This is a genomic window from Streptomyces sp. N50, from assembly GCF_033335955.1.
GTDB lineage: Bacteria > Actinomycetota > Actinomycetes > Streptomycetales > Streptomycetaceae > Streptomyces.
The window spans coordinates 6,491,544-6,511,177 of sequence record NZ_CP137549.1; the positions used below are offsets into that span (position 1 = coordinate 6,491,544).

At 69.5% G+C, this 19,634-nt stretch carries 18 protein-coding genes and 2 pseudogenes; 14 read left to right on the top strand and 6 right to left on the bottom strand.

What is annotated here, in order from left to right; translation table 11 throughout:
• The first annotated feature begins 25 nt into the window (after positions 1 to 25).
• Both R2B38_RS29375 and R2B38_RS29380 read left to right on the top strand, forming a co-directional pair.
• Positions 26 to 1,294, top strand: coding sequence for a sensor histidine kinase (locus tag R2B38_RS29375; protein ID WP_318018919.1), 1,269 nt, complete (start codon positions 26 to 28; stop codon positions 1,292 to 1,294).
• Positions 1,287 to 1,931 carry a response regulator gene (locus R2B38_RS29380; RefSeq protein ID WP_026151002.1) on the top strand — a complete coding sequence of 215 codons (645 nt, stop codon included), beginning with the start codon at positions 1,287 to 1,289 and terminating at the stop codon, positions 1,929 to 1,931. Before R2B38_RS29375 ends, R2B38_RS29380 begins: the two co-directional genes overlap by 8 nt.
• Here the strand turns inward: R2B38_RS29380 and R2B38_RS29385 are convergent, their stop codons facing one another.
• The gene (locus R2B38_RS29385) at positions 1,932 to 3,347 is read right to left on the bottom strand and encodes a sulfatase (protein WP_318018920.1); all 1,416 of its coding nucleotides are present in this window, start codon (positions 3,345 to 3,347) and stop codon (positions 1,932 to 1,934) included.
• Positions 3,348 to 3,504: 157 nt separating this feature from the next.
• The gene (glgX, locus tag R2B38_RS29390; protein ID WP_318018921.1) at positions 3,505 to 5,796 is read right to left on the bottom strand and encodes a glycogen debranching protein GlgX; all 2,292 of its coding nucleotides are present in this window, start codon (positions 5,794 to 5,796) and stop codon (positions 3,505 to 3,507) included.
• Positions 5,797 to 5,948: 152 nt separating this feature from the next.
• On the opposite strand from glgX, the gene R2B38_RS29395 reads away from it, so the two are divergent.
• The 7 genes from R2B38_RS29395 (at position 5,949) to R2B38_RS29425 (ending at position 13,141) form a co-directional block, all read left to right on the top strand.
• Entirely contained in the window at positions 5,949 to 7,181 is a 1,233-nt protein-coding gene (locus tag R2B38_RS29395; protein WP_318018922.1) for an Ig-like domain-containing protein, read from the top strand.
• Between the two features lie 167 nt (positions 7,182 to 7,348).
• Positions 7,349 to 8,596: an Ig-like domain-containing protein gene (locus R2B38_RS29400; RefSeq protein ID WP_318018923.1), complete on the top strand. Its 1,248-nt coding sequence runs from the start codon at positions 7,349 to 7,351 to the stop codon at positions 8,594 to 8,596.
• Positions 8,597 to 8,687: 91 nt separating this feature from the next.
• On the top strand, positions 8,688 to 9,455 hold the full coding sequence (locus tag R2B38_RS29405; RefSeq protein ID WP_318018924.1) for an enoyl-CoA hydratase/isomerase family protein: 768 nt from the start codon (positions 8,688 to 8,690) through the stop codon (positions 9,453 to 9,455).
• A gap of 285 nt (positions 9,456 to 9,740) precedes the next feature.
• Complete coding sequence (locus tag R2B38_RS29410; protein WP_033282803.1) at positions 9,741 to 10,244, top strand: ATP-binding protein; 504 nt, start codon at positions 9,741 to 9,743, stop codon at positions 10,242 to 10,244.
• Between the two features lie 229 nt (positions 10,245 to 10,473).
• A complete protein-coding gene (locus tag R2B38_RS29415) occupies positions 10,474 to 11,265 on the top strand; it encodes a polysaccharide deacetylase family protein (RefSeq protein WP_318018925.1) in 792 nt (263 codons plus the stop codon).
• Positions 11,265 to 12,443, top strand: a complete 1,179-nt coding sequence (locus R2B38_RS29420; protein WP_318018926.1) for a beta-propeller fold lactonase family protein — start codon at positions 11,265 to 11,267, stop codon at positions 12,441 to 12,443. The genes R2B38_RS29415 and R2B38_RS29420 overlap by 1 nt, the downstream gene beginning before the upstream one ends.
• Positions 12,444 to 12,541: 98 nt before the next feature.
• Entirely contained in the window at positions 12,542 to 13,141 is a 600-nt protein-coding gene (locus R2B38_RS29425; RefSeq protein ID WP_318018927.1) for an ADP-ribosyltransferase, read from the top strand.
• 20 nt (positions 13,142 to 13,161) lie between these two features.
• On the opposite strand, the gene R2B38_RS29430 is transcribed toward R2B38_RS29425, so the two are convergent.
• Positions 13,162 to 13,797, bottom strand: coding sequence for a GNAT family N-acetyltransferase (locus R2B38_RS29430; RefSeq protein ID WP_318018928.1), 636 nt, complete (start codon positions 13,795 to 13,797; stop codon positions 13,162 to 13,164).
• A gap of 57 nt (positions 13,798 to 13,854) precedes the next feature.
• On the opposite strand from R2B38_RS29430, the gene R2B38_RS29435 reads away from it, so the two are divergent.
• Together R2B38_RS29435 and R2B38_RS29440 are read left to right on the top strand one after the other, a co-directional pair.
• Positions 13,855 to 14,772, top strand: a complete 918-nt coding sequence (locus R2B38_RS29435) for a MerR family transcriptional regulator (protein ID WP_318018929.1) — start codon at positions 13,855 to 13,857, stop codon at positions 14,770 to 14,772.
• A 48-nt stretch (positions 14,773 to 14,820) separates the two neighbouring features.
• Positions 14,821 to 15,033, top strand: a complete 213-nt coding sequence (locus tag R2B38_RS29440) for an EF-hand domain-containing protein (protein ID WP_033282798.1) — start codon at positions 14,821 to 14,823, stop codon at positions 15,031 to 15,033.
• 71 nt (positions 15,034 to 15,104) lie between these two features.
• Here R2B38_RS29440 and R2B38_RS29445 read toward each other — a convergent pair.
• Positions 15,105 to 15,302: pseudogene (locus R2B38_RS29445) on the bottom strand (ABC transporter ATP-binding protein); the annotation flags it as partial.
• 165 nt (positions 15,303 to 15,467) lie between these two features.
• On the opposite strand from R2B38_RS29445, the pseudogene R2B38_RS29450 reads away from it, so the two are divergent.
• Both R2B38_RS29450 and R2B38_RS29455 read left to right on the top strand, forming a co-directional pair.
• Positions 15,468 to 15,914 (top strand): annotated as a pseudogene (locus tag R2B38_RS29450) (FadR/GntR family transcriptional regulator); the annotation flags it as partial.
• A 74-nt stretch (positions 15,915 to 15,988) separates the two neighbouring features.
• On the top strand, positions 15,989 to 16,648 hold the full coding sequence (locus tag R2B38_RS29455) for an NADPH-dependent F420 reductase (RefSeq protein WP_318018930.1): 660 nt from the start codon (positions 15,989 to 15,991) through the stop codon (positions 16,646 to 16,648).
• Between the two features lie 32 nt (positions 16,649 to 16,680).
• Here the strand turns inward: R2B38_RS29455 and R2B38_RS29460 are convergent, their stop codons facing one another.
• Both R2B38_RS29460 and R2B38_RS29465 read right to left on the bottom strand, forming a co-directional pair.
• Positions 16,681 to 17,238: a glycoside hydrolase family 25 protein gene (locus R2B38_RS29460; RefSeq protein WP_318018931.1), complete on the bottom strand. Its 558-nt coding sequence runs from the start codon at positions 17,236 to 17,238 to the stop codon at positions 16,681 to 16,683.
• Positions 17,239 to 17,273: 35 nt separating this feature from the next.
• The gene (locus tag R2B38_RS29465; protein ID WP_318018932.1) at positions 17,274 to 18,314 is read right to left on the bottom strand and encodes a phosphatidylinositol-specific phospholipase C domain-containing protein; all 1,041 of its coding nucleotides are present in this window, start codon (positions 18,312 to 18,314) and stop codon (positions 17,274 to 17,276) included.
• Positions 18,315 to 18,533: 219 nt separating this feature from the next.
• Here R2B38_RS29465 and R2B38_RS29470 point away from each other — a divergent pair, with 219 nt between their 5' ends.
• Positions 18,534 to 19,505, top strand: a complete 972-nt coding sequence (locus tag R2B38_RS29470; protein ID WP_318018933.1) for an LLM class flavin-dependent oxidoreductase — start codon at positions 18,534 to 18,536, stop codon at positions 19,503 to 19,505.
• Positions 19,506 to 19,634: the final 129 nt, after the last annotated feature.

The following is a 19,634-nucleotide window of genomic DNA, read 5'->3' on the forward strand; positions in this document are numbered from 1 at the left end:
GGAGGCGGCCGTGCAGACTGGGGAGATGACCACCAGGGACAGGCAGATCGACCGGCGCTGGGAGCAGCTGCACACCTGGGGACCGTACGGGCTGCTCGGTATCAGTGTCGTCCTCGCGTTCGCCTCCTCCGGTCTGTTCGACTACTCCTCCGCCCAGTGGTGGACCGGCTGGTCCCTGGCCGGCGCCGGGCTCGTCCTCCAGCTGTGGTGGCACGGCACCCGCTCCCGCCGCCCCGGCCGCGGCCGGATTCCGTCGCGGGCGGGGACCGCGTACTACGTCGTCCGCTGGGCCATCGCCTTCGTCCTCACCTGGATCGACCCGTTCTTCGCGTTCTACGCGGCCTCCGGGTTCATGGACGCCGACGAACTGATCCCGGGCACGGTGGCGCAGCGGGTCGGGCTGTTCGCGAGCGCGGTCACCGTGGCCGGTGCACAGGCCGGTGGGATGCCGTTCGGGAGCGGGCTCCAATGGGTCCTCTTCGCGGCGCTCGTGGCCGCCAACTCCGGTCTGCAGATGGCGATCGCGCATCTCACCCAGCAGGAGACGGAGCGCTCCCGCGAGCGCACCGAGACCATCACCGAACTCGAACGCACCAACACCGCGCTCCAGCAGGCCCTCGACGAGAACGCCGCCCTGCACGCCCAACTCCTCGTCCAGGCAAGGGAAGCCGGGGTCGCCGACGAACGCCGCAGGCTCGCCGCCGAGATCCACGACACCATCGCCCAGGGCCTGACCGGCATCATCGCCCAGCTCCAAGTCGTAGCCAACGCACCGGACTTGACGACCGCCCGCACCCACCTCGAACGCGCCTCCACCCTCGCCCGGCACAGCCTCGGCGAGGCCCGCCGCTCCGTGCAGAACCTCGCGCCCATCGCGCTGGAGAACGACGGACTGCCCGAAGCCCTGAAGAACACGGTCGCGGAGTGGGGCGAACGCACCTCCGTCCGCGCCGAGTTCACCGTCACCGGCATCACCGAGCAACTGCACGACGAGATCTCGGCGACCCTGCTGCGCATCGCCCAGGAGGCGTTGTCGAACGCGGCCCGGCACGCCCGGGCCACCCGCGTCGGCGTGACCCTCTCCTTCCTGGGCGACGAGGTCATCCTCGACATCCGCGACGACGGCCGGGGCTTCGACCCGCTCGCCCTCCCCGAACGCACCCGCACCGGCGGCTTCGGCCTCGACGGCATGCGCGCCCGCGCCGAACGCGTCGCGGGCTCCCTCACGATCGAGGCCGAGCCCGGTCACGGCACGGCCCTGTCGGCTCGCGTACCGTTGGTCCGCCATGAGTGACGAGTTGCTGATCTCCCTGTTGATCGTCGACGACCATCCCGTCGTACGGGACGGTCTGCGCGGCATGTTCGAGTCCGCGCCCGGATTCCGCGTCCTGGGCGAGGCGTCCAACGGCGTCGAGGCCGTGGAGCGGGCCGCCGACCTCGACCCCGACGTCATCCTGATGGACCTGCGGATGCCGGGCGGCGCGGGCGTCGACGCCATCCGCGAGCTGACCCGCCGCGCCGCCCGCGCGAAGGTGCTCGTCCTGACGACGTACGACACCGACTCCGACACGCTCCCCGCGATCGAGGCGGGCGCGACGGGCTATCTGCTGAAGGACGCCCCGCGCGACGAGTTGTTCACCGCCGTCCGCGCGGCGGCGGAAGGCCGCACGGTCCTCTCACCCGCCGTCGCCTCCCGCCTGGTCTCCGCGGTCCGCAGCCCCCAGTCGCCCGGCAACGAACCGCTCTCCGCCCGCGAACGCGAGGTCCTCGCCCTGGTCGCCAAGGGCACCTCCAACCGCGAGATCGCCCGCGAACTCTTCATCAGCGAGGCGACCGTGAAGACCCACCTCACCCACCTGTACGGCAAGTTGGGCGTCAAGGACCGGGCTGCGGCGGTCGCGGTCGCCTACGACCGGGGCATCCTCGGCTGATCAGGCGGCGGGGTACGGCAGCAGCCCGGCGTTCGTCCTCTCCCAGGCCGCCTTCAGCTCGGCGAGCAACTCCGGCTTGTCGGGGGCGAGATCGGCCTGTTCACGCAGGTCGGCGCCGAGGTCGAAGAGGTGGTCGTCGCCGTTCCCGTCCTGGTAGTACTTCCAATCCCCGCGCCGCAGCGCCCGGTTGGCCCGCACCCGCCAGAACAGGTCCCGCTCGGGCGGCTGTTCGCCTTGCAGGAGGTAGCCCGCGAGGCTCGTGCCGTCCAGCGGGTACGCCGGGTCGGGGCGGGCGCCGGCCAGCTCCAGGAAGGTCGCGGTCCAGTCGGGGGAGAAGTTCGGTTCGTGGCTGACCTGGTTGCCGTCGATCCGGTGCGGCCAGCGCACGATGGTCGGCACCCGGATGCCGCCCTCCTGCAGCACGAACTTCTCGCCGCTCAACGGCCAGAGGTACGACCAGCGTTCACCGCCGTTGTCGCTGGCGAAGTACACCAGCGTGTTCTCCTCCTGCCCGGACCGGCGCAGCGCGGCGAGCACGTCCCCGACGGCCGCGTCGAGGCTCTGCACCATCTCCGTGTACTTGGCGACCGAGCCGCCGTCGTAGTGGTTGAGGGCGTTGCTGATCTCCGCCTGGCTCGTCGCCGCCCGGATCTTCGCCGCGATCTCGGCGCCGGTCTCCTCGTCGCCCTCCGCGAGCCAAGGCCAGTGCGGGGTGGTGAAGTTGAGGTTCAGCAGCCACGGCTCGTCGTGCCTGCGGCCGACGTACTCCACCGCCCGCTCGGTCAGCACCCGCGTGTAGTAGCGCAGGTCCTTGTAGGTCGCGTCGCCCTCGTACAGGTCGTAGTCGCCGAGCTGGCCCAGCTTGGAGAAGTACTCCAGCACGCCCCCGTGGTTGCCGAAGAACTCGTCCCAACCCGACTTCGTGGGGCTGTAGTCGGGCAGCCAGCCGCAGTGCCACTTGCCGATCAGCGCAGTCGCGTAACCCGCCTTCTTCAGCAGGGAGGCGAGGGTCGGGTGGCTCGGGTCGAGTCCCTGTGTCTTGTTGGCGATCGGTTCGGCCAACCCGCCTGGCGTACGGCCCGGATAGCGCCCGGTGTAGAGGCTGAACCGGGTAGGGGAGCAGGTCGCCGAGCCCGAGTACGCGTCGGTGAACCGCACCCCCTGCCGGGCCAGCCGGTCCAGGTTCGGCGTCTTGATGTGCGGGGCGCCGTAGGAGGAGAGGTCGGCCCAGCCGAGGTCGTCGCCGAGGATGACGAGGAGGTTGGGACGCTTGCCGGAGGTGGCGGGGCGGGCCTTGAAGGGGCGTTCGGCGGGGGTGGACTCGGCGGCCTCGGCGGTGGCGGATGTACCGGCGACGGCGGTGACGGCACCGCCACCGACCAGGCCGCCGAAGGCACGGCGGGATATCTCGGGCATGCGAGGTCCTTGTGGGGAAGACGGCGGGAGGCAGCGGAAGCCGTGGGGGGCGACCTCCATGTGATCACCGGGGCCGCCCCAAGCCCAGCCATCCGCAAGGGAGTTCACGGACCTGAAACGTCACCCCGGCCGGAACCCGCCGGAACCCGCTCGCCCTTCAGCTCACCACTTTCAGCAACAGCACGGCCCGCGCCGGCACAGTGATCGCCGCCCCCGCACGGTGCACCACCCCCGGCGCCTCCCCCTGCTCCTCCCGTGACGTGTCGACGACCACTCCGTACCGCTCGGCCCACGGCGGCCCGGGCAGCACGAAGCTCACCGGCCGGTGGCCCGCGTGCAGGACGGCGAGGAAGCTGTCGTCGACGATCGGGGCGCCGCGTTCGTCACGACCCGGGATGTCCCGGCCGGAGAGGTACATGCCGAGGGTGGCGGCGGGCGCGTACCAGTCCCGTTCCGTCATCTCCGTGCCGCGCGCGGTGAACCACGCCAAGTCCCTTATGCCGTCCGCCGAATGGGCCCGCCCGGAGAAGAACGCCCGGCGGCGCAGCACCGGGTGGCGGTGGCGCAGGTCGATCAGGCGGGCGGTGAGGTCGGTCAACGCCCGCCAGCCGGGGTCCTCTTGCAGGCCCCAGTCCACCCAGCTGATCTCGTTGTCCTGGCAGTAGGCGTTGTTGCTGCCCCGCTGCGTCCGCCCCAGCTCGTCACCCGCGACCAGCATCGGCACGCCGGTGGAGAGGAGGAGCGTGGTGAGGAGGTTCCTCAACTGCCGCCGCCGCAAAGCCTTTACGCGCTCGTCGTCCGTCTCGCCCTCGACCCCGCAGTTCCAGGACCGGTTGTCGTCGGTCCCGTCCCGATTCCCCTCGCCGTTGGCCTCGTTGTGTTTGCGTTCGTACGACACGAGGTCGCGGAGGGTGTAACCGTCGTGCGCCGTAATGAAGTTGACCGAGGCGTAGGGGCGCCGGCCGCCCCACGCGTACAGGTCGCTCGACCCCGACAGCCGGTACCCGAGGTCCCGTACGTCCGGCAGCGCGCCGCGCCAGAAGTCCCGGACGGCGTTGCGATAGCGGTCGTTCCACTCCGTCCACAGGGGCGGGAAGGCACCGACTTGGTAGCCGCCGGAGCCCACGTCCCACGGCTCGGCGATCAGCTTCACCCGTCGTAGGACCGGGTCTTGGGCGATCACCGCGAGGAACGGGGACAGCATGTCGACGTCGTGCATCGAGCGGGCCAGCGCCGCCGCGAGGTCGAAGCGGAAGCCGTCGACGCCCATCTCGGTGACCCAGTAGCGCAGTGAGTCGGTGATGAGCCGGAGCACGTGCGGCTGGACGACGTGCAGGGTGTTGCCGCAGCCGGTGTAGTCCGTGTAGCGGCGGGCGTCGCTCTGGAGGCGGTAGTAGCCGCGGTTGTCGATGCCTTTCAACGACAGCATCGGGCCCAACTCGCCTGCTTCCGCAGTGTGGTTGTAGACGACGTCGAGGATGACCTCGATCCCGGCCTCGTGCAGCGCCCGCACCATCCGCTTGAACTCGCCGACCTGCTGACCCGCCGTACCGGTCGCCGCGTAGCCCGCGTGCGGGGCGAAGTAGCCGATGGAGTTGTAACCCCAGTAGTTCTTCAGGCCCCTGCGCAGCAGATGGTCCTCGTGCGCGAACTGGTGGACGGGCAGCAGCTCCACGGCCGTCACGCCCAGCTTCACCAGGTGCTCGATGGCCGCCGGGTGCGCCAACCCGGCGTAGGTGCCCCGGAGTTCCTCGGGTATGCCGGGGTGCAGTTTGGTGAAGCCGCCGACGTGGAGCTCGTAGATGACCGAGTCCGCCCACGGTGTCTTCGGGCGGCGGTCGTCCATCCACTCGTCGTCGGTGGTGTCGTCGTGGACCACAACACCCTTGGGGACGTGGGGTGCTGAGTCGCGGTCGTCGCGCACGGTGTCCGCGACCTGCTGCTGCGGCCAGTCGCGGACGTGCGCGTACACCTCGGGCGGCAGCCCGAACTCGCCGTCCACAGCGCGGGCGTAGGGATCGAGGAGCAGCTTCGCCGGGTTCCAGCGGGCGCCGGTCCACGGGTCCCAGCGGCCGTGCACCCGGAAGCCGTAGCGTTGCCCGGGCAGCACACCCGGCAGGAAGCCGTGCCAGATCTCGTGCGTCAGCTCGGTCAGCGGGGCCCTCGTCTCCACGCCCTCCGCGTCGAAGAGACACAGCTCGACCGCCTCCGCACCCCCCGCCCACAGCGCGAAGTTGGTGCCCGCCACCCCGTCGGGGCCGACCCGGTACCGGGCCCCCAACGGCATCGGCGTCCCCGGCCACACGGGCATCGGCGGCCCGGTGTGCGGGGCGCCGTTCAGCACGGGTGCGGCACGCGGTGCCGGTACGGCCTCCACGGCGCGCTCCATGGGCACGCCGTCGTCGACGCGCCCCTCCTGCACGGCCTCCTGCTCGGCTGCGCTCGACACCGTCCGGCCTCCTGCGGCTCATGGAACGACGAGGTGAAGGGCGCGCGGCGTCCCGGTCGCGTGTGCCTGTCATGTCGTTCTCCCCACTGTTCTGCCCAGAGCTTGGGTCGCACTCACGTTTCCCTGAGGCGGGCCCGCTCGTTGGGCACCCCGTGAGGCATGCACAAGGGCGCGCGCGGCGCGCGGGGGTCGCACTGGCCGCCGTACTGACATGGGCAGGACTGCTGGCCGGAGCCACCGGCTGTACTTCGGACGGCTCGGGCGGGGGCGGTATCGACGAGCTCTTCGGCAAGGCGCCGTCGCCCGAGGATATGATCCGGATCTCGCCCGACGACGCCAGTAAAGGCGTCAGACCCGGCAGCCGGCTCGAAGTCCGGGTACCCGACGGACGTTTGGAGTCCGTGCAGGTGGTGAAGTCGCAGGACGCCCAGGACACTCCCGTTCCCGGCCACATCTCCGACGACGGACTGCGCTGGGAACCCGAGGACGGAAAGCTCGCGCTCGCCGCCGAGTACACCGTCGACGCGGTCGCCCTCGACGGCCACGGCCGCCGCTCCGCCCGGCACACCACGTTCACGACCTACGTCCCCGACGAGCGGTTCATCGCCTACGTCACCCCGGAGAACCGCGCCACCGTCGGCACCGGGATGATCGTCTCCCTCGGCTTCAACCGGGAGATCGAGAACCGGGCCGCCGTCGAGCGCGCGATCCACGTCACCGCGAAACCGGCCGTCGAGATCCGCCCGCACTGGTTCGGCAAGGCCCGCCTCGACCTCCGCCCCGAGACCTACTGGAGACCCGGCACCCAGGTCACCGTCTCCCTGCGCCTGCGGGACGTGGAAGGCGCGAAGGGCGTCTACGGCCTCCAGTACAAGACGTTCTCCTTCACCGTCGGCCGCAGCCAGGTCTCCCTCGTCGACGCCGCCAAGCACACGATGGAGGTGCGGCGCGACGGCGACCTGCTGGCCACCGTGCCGATCACGGCCGGTGCCCCCGGGAAGACCACGTACAACGGGAAAATGGTGGTCATGGAGATGCTGGAGGTGACCCGGATGAACAGCCGTACGGTCGGCTTCGGCGGTGAGTACGACATCCCCGACGTCCCGCACGCCATGAGGCTCACCGACTCCGGCACCTTCCTGCACGGCAACTACTGGGCGCCGTCCGCCCCCGGACACGTCAACGTCAGCCACGGGTGCGTGGGGTTGAGGGACGTCAAGGGCGGCAGCTCGGACACCCCGGCCGGGTGGTTCTTCGACCGCAGCATCGTCGGGGACGTCGTCGAGGTCGTGAACAGCAACGACAAACAGGTCGCTCCGGACAACGGCCTCGGCGGGTGGAACATGGGTTGGAAGGAGTGGAAGGCGGGCAGTGCGCTGAGGTGACCCGAGAAGGGGCCGGGTCCCTGTGTCAGGCGGCAGTTGAAGTTGCGACCGAACGGTGACATTCGCCTGACATGAAGCTCAAATCCTGACGGTTAATATGCGCGGACGTGCACGTCAGATGCGCGAAGGGGTGCGGGCCGGACCGGGCCCGGCGAGGGGAGAAAGTCTTGAACGTGCGACCGATATCGGGGGCGTCGGTTGACGCGCGCGGCCGGAGAAACAAGGGACTGCTGGCGCTGATCCTCGGCGTGCTGCTGCTCGCCGTGACCGCGTGCGGAGGCGGCGGTGGCTCCAACTCCGGGTCCGCCTCGGGCGACAGCAAGGCCAAGGGGTCGGACACGGCCGAGACCAAGCAGTCGCAGGCGGTCGTCACCATCGCCCCGAAGAACGGCTCGAAGTCCGTCGACACCAGCGGCGCCCTCAAGATCAGCGCCGCGAAGGGCAAGCTGACCGAGGTCGAGGTCAAGGACGCCGACGGCGCCGAGGTCTCCGGCGCGATCACCGGCGGCGGCGCGAGCTGGACGCCGGCGACGCACCTGGCCGCCGCCACCAAGTACACCGTGCACGCGGTCGCCAAGGACTCCGACGGCCGGGTCGCCGCCGAGGACTCCAGCTTCACCACGCTGACCCCGAAGAACACCTTCGTCGGCTACTTCACCCCCGAGGACGGCTCGACGGTCGGCGTCGGCATGCCGTTCTCCATCCGCTTCACCCGGGGCATCACACACCCCGAGGACGTGAAGAAGGCCATCAGCATCACGACCTCGCCGGCCGTCGACGTCGAGGGCCACTGGTTCGGCAACGACCGCCTCGACTTCCGCCCGGAGAACTACTGGAAGTCCGGCACCAAGGTCACGATCAAGCTCAACCTCGACGGAGTCGAAGGCCGTTCGGGCGTCTACGGCAAGCAGACCAAGACGGTCAAGTTCACCATCGGCCGCAACCAGGTCTCCATCGTCGACGCCAAGAAGCACACGATGAAGGTCACCCAGGACGGCAAGACCATCAGGACCATCCCGGTCACGACCGGCAAGCCCGGCTACGACACCTGGAACGGCCAGATGGTCATGAGCGAGAAGCTCACCGTGACCCGGATGAACGGTGAAACGGTCGGCTACGGCGGCGAGTACGACATCAAGGACGTCCCGCACGCCACCCGCCTGACCGACTCCGGCACCTTCGTGCACGGCAACTACTGGGGCGGCGGCGCCTTCGGCAACTACAACGCGAGCCACGGCTGCATAGGCCTCCAGGACGTCAAGGGCGGTTACAGCAAGACCGTCCCGGCCGCGTGGTTCTTCAACCACTCGATCCTCGGTGACGTCGTGGTCGTCAAGAACTCCAACGACGCGACCGTGGCACCGGACAACGGGCTCAACGGCTGGAACATGTCGTGGGCGAAGTGGAAGGCGTAAGCCGCTAGTTGATAGCTGGTTGATCCGCGGGCCCGGTGCTGTGACACACAGCACCGGGCCCGTTGTCGTTAGCGCGCGTTAACCTGCTGGCATGACCGTGAATCTCGAAGTCGCCGAGGGCGTCGGCACCATCCGCCTCGACCGCCCGCCGATGAACGCGCTGGACGTCGCCACCCAGGACCGCCTCAAGGAACTCGCCGAGGAGGCTTCGCGGCGTGACGATGTGCGGGCCGTGGTGGTCTACGGCGGGGAGAAGGTGTTCGCTGCGGGTGCGGACATCAAGGAGATGCAGCGGATGGACCATGCGGGGATGGTCGTGCGGTCGCGGGCGTTGCAGGAGTCGTTCACGGCGGTGGCGCGGATTCCGAAGCCGGTGGTGGCCGCGATCACGGGCTATGCGCTGGGCGGGGGTTGTGAGTTGGCGTTGTGCGCGGACTTCCGTATTGCCGCCGAGAACGCGAAGTTGGGGCAGCCGGAGATCCTGCTGGGGTTGATTCCGGGGGCGGGTGGCACGCAGCGGCTGGCGCGGCTGATCGGTCCGTCGAAGGCGAAGGACCTGATCTTCACGGGTCGGATGGTCAAGGCGGACGAGGCGCTCGCGCTGGGGCTCGTCGATCGACTCGCCCCGGCCGCCGAGGTGTTCACCGAGGCGCACGCGTGGGCGGCGAAGTTGGCGCAGGGTCCGGCGATCGCGTTGCGTGCGGCGAAGGAAGCGATCGACACCGGGTTGGAGACGGACATCGAGACGGGGCTGGCGGTCGAACGGACGTGGTTCGCGGGGCTGTTCGCGACCGAGGACCGTGAGCGGGGGATGCGCAGCTTCGTCGAAGAGGGTCCCGGCAAGGCGAAGTTCCAGTGAACCGGACCGTCAAATACCGCTCAACCACTTGCAATTGACGTGATGTCTCATACAGGTCCCTCGGTGGGGCGGTTTATGGGAACCTTAACGTGACCTTAAGCCTGCCTTGTCGAGGGAGCCTGTCGATTGCCTCCAACAGAGCCTTCACCGCAGGTCGGAGGGGCTGTGGCAAGCCCTGAAATGACAGTGGCACATGCCAATCAGATGTCGCGGAACGGGGGCTTCCGGGGGGCGTATTCCTCCGGAACCGCCCCGGAGCCCGTTCGGGGCGGCCATGATGGACGCATGGCGGGGCTGGAAGGTATCGGACAGCCGCGGGGACAAGGCCGTGCGACCGCGGCGCGCTGGTCGCCTGCGGTCGAGGACGAGCGGGCGCTCAAGGCGATCGAGTTGTTCGGCAATCCGACGGAGGCGGAGGTTCCGCTCCCGTCCCGTCCGGAGTCCGCGGCGACGGCCCGTCGGCTCACCCAGATCGTCGTTCTGCGGCACTGGGGGCTCAGCCCGAAACTGACCGAGGATGCCGTCTTACTTGTCTCGGAGCTCGTCGGAAATGCCGTTCGGCACACCGGTGCGCGGGTGTTCGGGTTGCGGATGAAGCGGCGGCGGGGGTGGATCCGGGTCGAGGTTCGTGATCCGTCTCGTGGGTTGCCGTGTCTGATGCCGGTTCAGGAGATGGATCTGAGTGGGCGGGGGTTGTTTCTCGTCGACAAGCTCTCTGATCGGTGGGGCGTGGATTTGCTGCCGCGTGGGAAGACGACTTGGTTCGAGATGCGTGTCTCTGATCGTTGAGCGAACTGCTGTGGACGCCGGGTCAGGTTGTTGGTTGTCTGCGGGCGCGCTGTGGCTGGTCGCGCCCGCGCGGCGGAGCCGCACATTGATACAGCCCCGCGCCCCTTTAAGGCATCGTCGGACCGGAGTTGACAGGTTCGACCCTTGCCACGGAACCCCGTTCCTTGCGCGACCCGGGCGGGTCCCCCGAACGGGTTAATGCCCCGGTTTCTTACTCGACGCCCCTTAAATGGGGCGGGTGACCACGACCGACCGCCGTACGGCGTTGCGTGCGGGTGCCGGGCTTGTCGCCGGGGGCGCTCTCGCCGCCGGATGTGCCACGACCGGCTCCACCGCATCCCCCGCCGCCCCCGCCAGCGGACCGGCCCCCGCCGCCAAGGCGACGCCGCTCACCGCACCCGCCCCCCGCGCCTTCCCCCACCAGCCCGCGCAGATCACCCACGGACCCCGCGACCACCCCGCCGTCGCGCTCACCTTCCACGGCCAGGGCGACCCCGAGATCGCCACCGCCCTTCTCGCCGAGGTCGAGAAACACGGCGCCCGTGTCACCGTCCTCGCGGTCGGGACCTGGCTCGACACCCACCCCGCCATGGCCCGCCGCGTCCTCGACGGCGGCCACGACCTGGGCAACCACACCCAGCGGCACATCGCCGTCAACGCCCTGTCCGAGGCCGACGCGCTGGCCGAGATCACCGGCTGCGCCGACCGCCTCAAGCGGCTCACCGGCTCGATCGGCACCTGGTTCAGGCCCTCGCGCGCCCCGGCCGCGTCCCCGCTCGTCCAGCGCCTGGCCCACCGCGTGGGCTACCCGCACGTGCTGTCGTACGACGTCGACTCCCTCGACTTCACCGCGCCCGGCGCCCCCGCCGTCACCCGCAAGGTGCTCGCCGAGATCCGGGGCGGGTCGGTCGTCAGCATGCACTTCGGGTACGCCGACACGGTCGCCGCGCTCCCCGCCGTACTGGAAGAACTCCACCGCCGCGGACTGCGCGCGGTGACGACCACGGAGCTGCTGAGCTGATGCGACACATCCCCCTCACCCGCGCCCTCGTCGCCGGGATCGCGCTGGCCGCCCTCGCCGGCTGCGGCTCGCAGGACCACGCCGACGAGGCCCTCGGCACCAAGGCCGCGCTCCAGCCGCAGCAGCAGAAGAGGGCACAGGTCGCGCGGGCGCTGCCCGGTATGCCGCCGGTGCTGAACCCGGCCGACGTGTACGCGGCCGACCGGCCCAATCAACTCTCCCCAGTCGTAAGGGACTTCCCGTCGCGGGTCTACGTCCCCAACACCAACTCCAACACGGTCTCGGTGATCGACCCGAAGACGTACAAGGTCATCGAGACGATCCCGGTCGGCGTCCAGCCCCAACACGTCGTCCCCTCCTGGGACTTGAGGACGCTGTGGGTCAACAACGACCGGGGCAACACCCTCACCCCGATCGACCCGCGAACGGGCAGGGCGGGCAAGCCCGTCGACGTGCACGACCCGTACAACCTGTACTTCACGCCCAACGGCAAGTACGCGATCGTGATGGCCTCGCTGGACCGGCAGCTGGTGTTCCGGGACGCGCACACGATGAAGACGGTGAAGGCGGTCCACGTCGGCTGCTACGGCGTCAACCACGCCGACTTCTCGCCGGACGGGCGGTACTTCATCGTCTCCTGCGAGTTCAGCGGCGAACTGCTCAAGGTCGACACCGAGAAGATGAAGGTCATCGGGCAGCAGAAACTGCCGTTCCACGGATCGATGCCGCAGGACGTCAAGATCTCGCCGGACGGGAAGCGGTTCTACATCGCGGACATGATGGCGAACGGCATGTGGGTGCTGAACGGCGACACCTTCGCCAAGCCGGACTTCCTGCCCACCGGCAAGGGCTGCCACGGCCTGTACATCAGCCGGGACTCGCGCGAGATGTACATCTCCAACCGCGGCGAAGGCACCATCTCCATCTTCGACTTCACCAAGAACAAGCTGACGAAGAAGTGGCACCTCCCGAACGGCGGCAGCCCCGACATGGGCGGAGTCTCGGCCGACGGCAAGGTCCTGTGGCTCTCCGGCCGCTACAACTCCGAGGTCTACGCCATCGACACCCGCACCGGCACCCAGCTCGCCCGCATCAAGGTCGGCGGCGGCCCGCACGGTCTCGCCGTGTACCCGCAGCCGGGCCGCTACTCGCTGGGCCACACGGGCATCTTCCGCTGAGGCCGGCCGAAGACCGACTGAAATGCGGTCAGTTGGACACGCCCCCGTACGGGTGATGATCCGCGACTCGTCGCCGCAGAACCGGGATCGTGCCCCGCATGATCACGATTCACCTGCGGCGACGAGCCGTTGCCGCCGCCCTGTCCCTCGCGGCCGTCTTCGCCACCACCGCCGCCACCGTCCCCGCCCACACCCCGGCCCGCGCCGCCGCGCCCGCCTGTCCCGTCGTCGCCGACCCCGCGATGGCCGCCGTGGACCAGCGCGTGGACATCAGCCGCATCACCCCCGACCCGGTCTGGCGCACCAGCTGCGGCACCCTCTACCGCAGCGACAGCCGCGGCCCCGCGATCGTCTTCGACCAGGGCTTCGCCCCCAAGGACGTCGTCAACGGCCAGTACGACGTCGAGAAGTACGTCCTGGTCAACCAGCCCTCGCCGTACGTCTCGACGACGTACGACCACGACCTGTACAAGACCTGGTACAAGTCGGGCTACAACTACTACATCGACGCCCCGGGCGGTGTGGACGTCAACAAGACCATCGGCGACACCCACAAGTGGGCCGACCAGGTCGAGGTCGCCTTCCCCGGCGGGATCCAGCGGCAGTACATCATCGGCGTCTGCCCGGTCGACAAGAAGACCAAGGTCGAGATCATGAGCGACTGCGAGAGCAACCCGAACTACCGCCCGTGGCACTGACGTTCAGCACGTACTGACGTCTACCGCGCGCTGAGCAGCACCGCCTCCGAACCCACCGGACGGTAGCCCGCCGCCAGGAACGCCCGCATGGAGCGGGCGTTCCCCGGCGCGACCTGCGCCCACAGCGGCTCGGCGGTGAGGTGCCGGGCCGCCGCCACCAGGGCCCGCCCCAGCCCCCGGTGCCGTACGTCCTCGTCGATCTCGACGGACACCTCAAGCCGGCCGCCGACCCCGCGCCCCAGCACCACCACCCCACCCTCCGTCGTCCAGGCGCGCACGTCGTCGCGGCGGCCGCGGGCGTACACGATGCGCGGATGGTCGCCGTCCGTGATCTCCGTGAGGGGGAGCGAGGGTTCGCCCGGCAGCGGGGTGCCCACGAGCATCGCGTCGATCGTCTCCGCCCTGCGGCCCGTCCGCTCCAGCAGGGCCATCAGGAAGTACGGGTTCATCGGCGCCGCGAGTTCGTCGCAGGGGACGGCCGCGAGGGTGTCGTGGACCCACCGCGGGTCCTCGTCGATGAAGACGACGGCGTGCGCGGTGAAGGCGAGCACCCCCGCGTCCCGTTCGGACATCTGCGGTACGACGGTCACGCGGCCGTCGGGCGGCGGGATGTCGTCCCGGGCCACCGCATCGAGAATGTCCCGAAGAGTCTCCATCACCAAGCTCCTTGCGCCGCTTGAGTCTCCACCCACTGGAAGGCCCACACTCAGGACATGATCGACGACGGCACCGGACTCCTCACCATCGGGGAACTGGCCAGGTCCACCGGACTGACCGTGCGCACCATCCGCTACTGGTCCGACGAGGGCGTCCTCACCCCCGTGACCCGCTCCGCGGGCGGCTACCGGCTCTACGACGCCGAGTCCGCCGCCCGCCTCGAACTGATCCGTACCCTGCGCGAGTTGGGCCTCGGCCTGGACGACGTGCGCAAGGTGCTGACCGGTGAGACGACCGTCGCGGAGGTGGCCGCCGCGCATGTGGTGGCGCTGGACGCGCAGATCAAGTCGCTGAGGGTGACCCGGGCGGTGCTGTCGACCGTCGCGAGACGCGGTTCGACCGCGGAGGAGATGACGCTGATGAACAGGCTGGCACGGCTGTCGGCGGCCGAACGCAGGCGGATCATGGAGGAGTTCGTGGAGGAGCTGTTCCACGAACTCGACGCCGTGGATCCGTGCATCAAGGAGCGGATGCGCTCCATCGCGGTGGACCTGCCGGACGACCCGACCCCCGAACAGGTCGACGCCTGGGTGGAGTTGGCGGAGATGGTGCAGGACCCGGAGTTCCGGGCGCAGATGCGCAAGGCCGTCGAGTTCAACGCCTCGGACCAGGAGCGCGCCGCCGTCCGCGGGCGGTCCACCTGGTTTCCCATGCGGCTGGTGCAGCTGGGCGCGGAGGCCAGGGAGCGGGGGATCGACCCCGGGTCGCCGGAGGCCGACGCGATCCTGCGGGAGGTGCTGGGCGACGGCGGCGACCCGGCCGTCGTACTCGAACGCATGGAGTCGGCGTCCAACGAACGGCTCGCCCGGTACCGGGAGTTGCTGGCCACGGTGAAGGGCGGCGGGCCCGCGGCGGCGCACCGGCCGGAGTTCGCGTGGGTGGTCGCCGCACTGCGGGCGCGCGCGGCCGGTTAGTCTGACGTCCGTCAACAGGCAGTAAAGCGTTACGAAGGGGCGGATCCGGTGGCGGACATCGAGGAAGCACGCAAGCATTTCCAGCGGATCGACACGGACGGTGACGGTGTCATCACCGCGGCCGAGTTCAAGACCGCCCTGGCTCAGGGAGGCGACTGGAACGTCACCGAGACGGTCGCCGAGGCCATCATCAAGAGCCGGGACCTCAACGGGGACAAGGTCCTGTCGTTCGACGAGTTCTGGGCCCACCTGAACAAGTGACCCGAGAGTGATCCTCGCCTGAGCGGAAGGGGCGCCCGTCCTGTGTCGGACGGGCGCCCCTCTCGTCATCGCCGTCGCCTCAGGGCGTGGGTGGTGCCGACGGGCAGTTCCTCCAGGTGGTGGGTGACCAGGACCTGGGCGAGGTCCGGGTGCTCCCGGCGCAGCCCGTCCAGCGAATCGAGCAGCCGCTCCGGGCCCGGCAGGTCCAGGCCCGTCGCCGGTTCGTCCAGCAGCAAGAGCCGGGGTTCGGGCATCAGCGCGCGGGCGACCCGTACGTCCTCGGCGCGCAGTACGTCTGTCATCGCGGCACCCGGTTCACCGCGGAGAGGACGGCCCGCACGGAGGCCGCCGGACCCTCCGCCGCGCCCCACACCGTGCCGCCGTCGACCTGGCATTCGGCGTAGGCGGCGGTCTCGTCCTCGGTCAGTTCCAGGACCTCCGTCTACGAGGTGCGGATGGGCGTCGAGGTCCAGGCGGCACGGCTCGCGGCGAGCCGTCGTACGCCCGAGGACGTGACGGCGCTGGAGCGCGAGCTGGAGGCCCGCCGGGCCGCTGCCGGGGCGGACGACATCGCGTTCGTCGACGCCGACATCGCGTTCCACGCGGCCGTGGTCGCCGCCGCCCACAACCCCGTACTCGCCGATATCTTCGGCCAGTTCACGCCGGTGCTGCGGGAGGGGCTGGTGGAGCTGCTGGCGCTGACGGAGCTGCGCGCGCACGATCCGAACACCGGGGACGCGGCCCATGAGGCGCTGGTGCGTGCGGTGGCGGAGGGGGACGCGGAGACGGCGGCGGAGGTGCTGCGGGCGGAGCTGGGGGATCCGTTCGGGGAGCAGGTGCCGCGAGCGCTCCGTCACTCGTACGGGGGAGGGCCGGAATAGGGGGCGGGCACCCGGGGTTGCAGCCGTCCAGAAGCATGCGCATGCATGGAGTCTGGATCGGCGAAGGGTCTGTCATGAAGATCGGCATCATCGGCGCGGGCAACATCGGCGGCAACCTCACCCGGCGGCTCACCGCGCTCGGGCACGACGTCTCCGTAGCCAACTCGCGCGGCCCGCAGACGCTCACCGCGCTGGCCGAGGAGACGGGGGCCACCCCCGTACCGGCCGAGAAGGCGGCGGACGGGGCCGAGGTCGTCGTCGTCACCGTCCCGTTGAAGGCGGTCCCGGACCTGCCGAAGGGCTTCCTGGACGGCGCGGCGGAGAACGTCGCGGTCATCGACACCAACAACTACTACCCCGGGCGCGACGGCCGGATCGACGCGATCCTGGACGACGGCCTCACCGAGAGCCGCTGGGTCGCGCGGCAGATCGGCCACACCGTCATCAAGGCCTTCAACGGCACCTACGCCCAGGACATCCTGGACCGCCCCCGCCCGTCCGGCGCCCCCGACCGCCTCGCCCTCCCGGTGTCCGGCGACGACGAGGCCGCGAAGCGGGTGGTCCGGGCCCTGATCGACGACCTCGGCTTCGACACGGTCGACGCGGGCACCCTCGACGAGTCCTGGCGGCAGCAGCCGGGGACGCCGGTGTACGGGCTGCGGGAAGGCGTCGACGGGATCGTGAAGGGGCTGGCGGAGGCTTCGCCGGAGCGGACCGGGGACTTCAAGGGCTGAGAGGGCGGCTCGCGCGCCGACTTGCACGGCCGTCAGGCGTCCTTCGCCCACGTCTGCAGCGCCGCCTTGGTCGTGAAGTCGGCGACGTCCTTGTCGTGGGGGTCCGAGGTGTACTGGTGGAACTTCCAGTCCGCCTTGACACGGGGCTTGCCGGCCGTGACGTAGTCGGCGATCCAGAGGCCGTCGCCCGCGTAGGACGTCGTGTCGATGTTCAGCCAGAAGTTGCGGTTCGTGTAGAGGATGACGCGGTTGTTCGGGCGGAGGGACTTGACCTTGCGGATGAAGCTGTCCTTCTCCGCGTTCGAGGCGTGGGTGCCGTCGCCCGTGGTCTCCCAGTCGACGGCCAGCAAGTCCCCTGCTTTTTCGGGGGCCTTGCTGACGAAGTACTCCGCCTGGGCGGTGATGTTGCCCGGCCAGAGGAAGTGGTAGAAGCCGACGACCAGTCCCGCGTCACGGCCCGTCTTCGTCTGGGCGGTGAGTCTGGGGTTGACGTACGAATGGCCCTCCGTCGCCTTGATGAAGACGAAGGAGGAGCCGTCCGTGTCGTACGCGGTGGACTGGAACGCGCTTACGTCGATGCCATGCAACATGGGGGACTTGTGCCCCGTCCCCAGGATCCGGAACCTCAGCTTCTGGTGGCCACCGAGGACAGCACCGACGCCGATTTCGACGACCAGTCAGAAGTGATCACGCTTGCGTGATCCGCTGCCAGTAGTGCCAGTTTGGCGGCTACTTCCGCGTCCGTGGGGGCCGTTGAGGAGATCGCCGGGGCCACCGCGTACGCGTCCGTCATGATCAGGATGTAGTGGTTCGTGGAGTAGAACGACGTGTCGTAGCCGTTGTTGACGTACGTCGCCGCGTCGCCGTCGAAGAAGACGAACCACGGGCGGATCGAGGTGTCGGAGGTCCAACGGGTCGACCTGGGATCGCCGTTGGCCGCGCCCAGTACCGCCGGGAAGGCCTGCGCCTGGCTGATCGTGCCGGCTGCGTACAGGTCGCGCAGGTGGTCGCCGTACTCCTGGTCGGTCCAGTAGTGGTCGAAGGGGTTGGCCTGCTCGACCGTGCCGGGGATCAACTCGAAGATGAACTTGCCCTTGAGGTCGTCGCGCGAGGGCCACGCGTTCGCCTGGGCCGCCGCCTCCAGCGTGGAGTACGAGGAGCCGAGCAGGTCGGACGGCTTGTAGACGCTGTTGCCGAGCTTCTGCGAGACCAGGGTGTCGAAGGCGGTCGGGCCGAGGCCGATGGTCTGGTTGAAGCCGACCTTCATCTCCACCTTGATGATGATGGGCGCGTGGTCCGGGTGCAGGGTGTTCCAGGCGGCCATGTTGTCCAGGCAGCTGCCGAGGTCCTGGTTGCGGTCCTTGCTGTATAGGTCGGAGGGGGTGCTCGCGTACTCGCAGTTGTTGTCGTTGGCGAACAGGTCGCTGTGGCTGACCCGCCACCGCTTGCTCAAGCTGTCGACGTAGACGTCGAGTTCGAGCAGCGAGGCCCCGGAGTCCAACGCCTGCGCCCAGTACGTGTACTTGTCCTTCTCGTACGCGTTGTGCGTGCCGATCGTCGTCGTCTCGGAGAACTTCGGCGCCGCCGCATGGGCGTTGCCCGCGGCCCCTGTCAGGAGCAGGGCCGTACCGGCGAGCAGTGCCGCCAGCCGTCTTATCGCCTTCATGAGTCTCAAGTCCCCTTCGCCGTGGCCTGGTTGGAGCCTTGGTGGCGGCAGCAGCGTAGGGCGAAGGGGTTACTGCCCGGTAGAGGCTGGGGGAACATCACCTTCCGCCGACTTGGCAAAGGTTGTGCCTGCTCGCGGATATTGCGTTCTCCTCATCGAGAATCATATTCTCGAACGATGACTGGTCCTGGTGGTCCTGGTGGTCCTGGTGGTCCTGGTGTGGGGTTCGCTCTTCGATTCGACTTCCGTAACCCGGCGTCGGCCGGTACGGCCATGGCGGACCGGTACGCGGCCGCCCTCGACATGGCCGAATGGGCCGACGGGCTCGGCTGTGCGCGGATCACCGTCTCCGAGCACCACGGCTCGCCGGACGGCTATCTGCCCAGCCCGGTCCAGATGCTGGCGGCGATGGCCGCCCGCACGAAGCAAGTCCGCTTCCTCGTCGCCGCGTTGATCGCGCCCTTCCACGATCCGCTGCGCCTCGCCGAGGAGTTGGCGGTCCTCGACAACATCAGCCGGGGGCGCGTCGACCTGATCGTCGCGGGCGGCTATGTCCGCGAGGAGTTCGCCATGTTCGACGTGCCGATGAAGGAGCGGGCCAAGCGGGTCACCGAGGTGGTGACCACCCTCAAGTCGGCTTTCACGGGGGAGCAGTTCAGCTATCGCGGCCGTACGGTGCGCGTCACGCCGGCGCCGTTCCGGCCGGGCGGGCCCGCCGTTCTGCTCGGCGGCAGCAGCGAACTGGCCGCGCGCCGGGCCGCCCGGATCGCCGACGGTTTCGTGCCCTCCGTGCCCGAGGTGTGGGAGTACTACCGCGACGAGGTCGGGAAGTTGGGCCGCCCCGACCCCGGGCCCAGCCCGATCGGACCCAACCAGGTCGTGGCCCTCGCCGAGGATCCCGACGACGGGTGGGAGCGGATGGCGCCGTTCTTCCTGCACGAGACCAACGCCTACGGCGAGTGGCAGGCCCAGGACGACGTGGCCGCGCCTTTCCGCACGGCCGACGGGCTGGCGGAACTGCGGCGCGGCAGCCAGTACCGGGTCCTCACACCCGAGCGGTTCGTGACCGAACTCAAGTCCGCGGCAAGGCCGTTCACCCAGTTCCATCCACTCTGCGGAGGCATGCCGATGGATCTGGCGTGGTCGAGCCTGCGGCTGTTCGAGCGGGAGGTGCTGCCCGCCTTCGGCTGACCTGCCGCGCGGCACCTCTGGGAACTTCCTGGGAACCCGGTCGGCCGCGCGCCGCCCCGCGCCCGTGACCTGCGCCCGTTCCACGCCGACTCTCAGAAACCTCCCAGAACCTCTCCGGAACCCGGCAAA